This is a genomic window from Trichococcus sp. (assembly GCF_049589555.1).
GTDB lineage: Bacteria > Bacillota > Bacilli > Lactobacillales > Aerococcaceae > Trichococcus.
Window position 1 is genome coordinate 1 of record NZ_JBAWAZ010000210.1, and the last position, 2,406, is coordinate 2,406.

A 2,406-nucleotide genomic window follows, 5' to 3' on the forward strand; every position below is an offset into this window, starting at 1 on the left:
TCAGCATCCTTCCTGTGATGGACGGCTTGGAAACAGAATTCAGGTAATCAAGTTCATCCCTGCTGAAAAATGATGGATACTTGAAATCCATGCTCAGCCAATTATGCAATGCACTCCCATCCTCTTCATTTACCGTTCGCGATTTAAGGAAGTACTTCCCATTCTTTAAACCGTTCAATCGAAAAGAGATTTTTTTGTCGTCATTATCCTCAAAATAATCTGAAATTTCTTGGCTTGCGCGCCCAGTTTCCTCTGCATAATAGTACTTATAACTCAGCTGCTTACAATTATGGCAGACGATTTCGAAATATTTGATATCATCATTGGTCACCAGAACATTTTCATCCTTGTAGATAAAATAGTGATCCAGCTTTTTTAAAAATTTAAAAGTATAGAAGGAGGGTTTTTTTATGCCTTTCCTGCTCAAAATCCCGGGAAGTCCAGAAATCGGATTATTATCTTTGTTGTCATCAAACATCAAGTCAAGCGGCTTGTCTATTGGTAAATACTCCAAAACCCCATAGCCTCTCAGCATGTTTTGCATGATACTGGCTCCTCTGTAGCTTGAGTCATTAATGATGCTTACATCGATCAACGAGTCTTTCCAACTCGATATGTTGACTTTCCCGGTTGGCTTATTTCCCAAAAATATGCTGCGTGCTAATTCATATTGCTCAAAAATATAGTTTGAATCGGTCGTTCGGCTGATCATAATATTCCCGTTCTTATTTTCAATCGAATAGGGAGCAACGGTCAGTGTCAGGGTCTCCAATTTTGTGTTAAATTTCAAAAAACGCTTGAGATTGTTGCCTTCCTCATCCAACAACAACGCCGGTCCCGTCAGTTTATTTGTGAGTCCAATCTCTTCCAATACGCTGCTTAATTCATCATAAAAAACACTGTACTGCCAAGCCTTATCCTCAGTAAAATCCGTATTGTATTCCAGCTCAAATTTCCACGATTGGACTTTCTTGATACCGTAGCGGTTTATGAAATGATTAAACATCCCTTTGAGATAATGTGCGAATCCCACTTCATTATGATAAGTCCTGAAGTCGATTACGAAAAATAAACTGAAATCCATTTCGATCAGAAAATCCAAAACTTTTTCTTCATCATAATAAGAGTGCCTCGACATATGAGACTTAAAGAAGTCCAAATTTACCCTGGCATAGTGGAAGCCAATTTCATTCTGAAGCGCTGCGATTTGTTCTTTCATTCCGTCATTCGGTATCTGGGAGAGGTTGCCCAAATTGCAAATACCGAACCAGTACGGGTTCAATTTCTCAGTTTCTTTTGACAGGTTTATGTTGAGTGCATGCGTGCCTTCATATTCGTCTATATTCGAGCCCTGCAAGTACTGTTTTACTGACGAATATTCCCACTTATCATTTTCTGCTTTGGCTGATTGATTCAGATCCCTATACTGGCTCGGATTCATTTTATACATTTCCTTGAAAACACGCGTAAAAGACGACAGATTCGGAAAGCCATGATCTAAAGCGATCCTCAGTATGGTGGCGTCGCTATGAATCAGCTCATTGCGCGCTGCCTCGATCCTTTCGGTATTCACATATTTCAAGAATGTCGTTTTAAAGTTTTCTTTAAAGTACTTCGAAAAATATTGGGGTGACAAATGAAAGTAATCTGCAATCGCATTAAGTGAAATATCTTCCTGGTAATTTGCGTCAATGTACGCGATGATTTCATCTTTACGTGCATCCTCTTCATTTTTGATCAGAATATTATTCGAAAACTTGGCTATCAAAAACGAGACTAACTCATAGGAGTTTTTGCGGAACAACAGGTTTCTGTACTCTTGTTCAAAACTCGATTTTATCAAGCGATCCAGCAAAGCCTTTAACTTAACGAAATGCTCATTGTTTTCTTTGACAGTATTGCACGCAAAGTATTTTTTTTGATAGTCAGTCAATTGCAACAGTTCATGGGTCTCGATACTGAATTTCACTATCAGACAATCTTCACTACTGATTTGGTATCTATCAGAAGGATTAATCATAACAACATCCTGTGGTTTCAAATGAAATAAATTCCCGGAAACCTGAAGTTCCACATTTCCTTTCAGCAGATAGAAGATAATATACGAGTTGCTGACTTCCGTTGCATTTACAGATTTTAAAATTTCCACATGAATGAGGTTTCTCATACTTTCACTTCTTTCTTCCCAATAATCAATATTAAATTTAATCTGAGTAGTTTCTCCGTGGTATTTTCAATTTATTTCACGCGTCCGTCGGAAACACAAAAAATGTTCCTGCCCCAACAGATTCGACTATCTCGTTTGTTCACAAAATGAGAACACACTCGTCACATTACATGATAAGAACGTAAAATTCAACTCTGATTTGGCTTTGTTGTAGGATTCATTGGCAAAAAGCGTTGACA

At 38.0% G+C, this 2,406-nt stretch carries 1 protein-coding gene; it reads right to left on the minus strand.

Going from position 1 to position 2,406, the window contains the following annotated elements; all coding sequences use genetic code 11:
• The coding region (locus tag WBV27_RS08000; RefSeq protein WP_424200986.1) for a helix-turn-helix domain-containing protein at window positions 1-2,020 on the minus strand (2,020 nt) is incomplete at its 3' end.
• Between the last annotated feature and the right edge of the window lie 386 nt (window positions 2,021-2,406).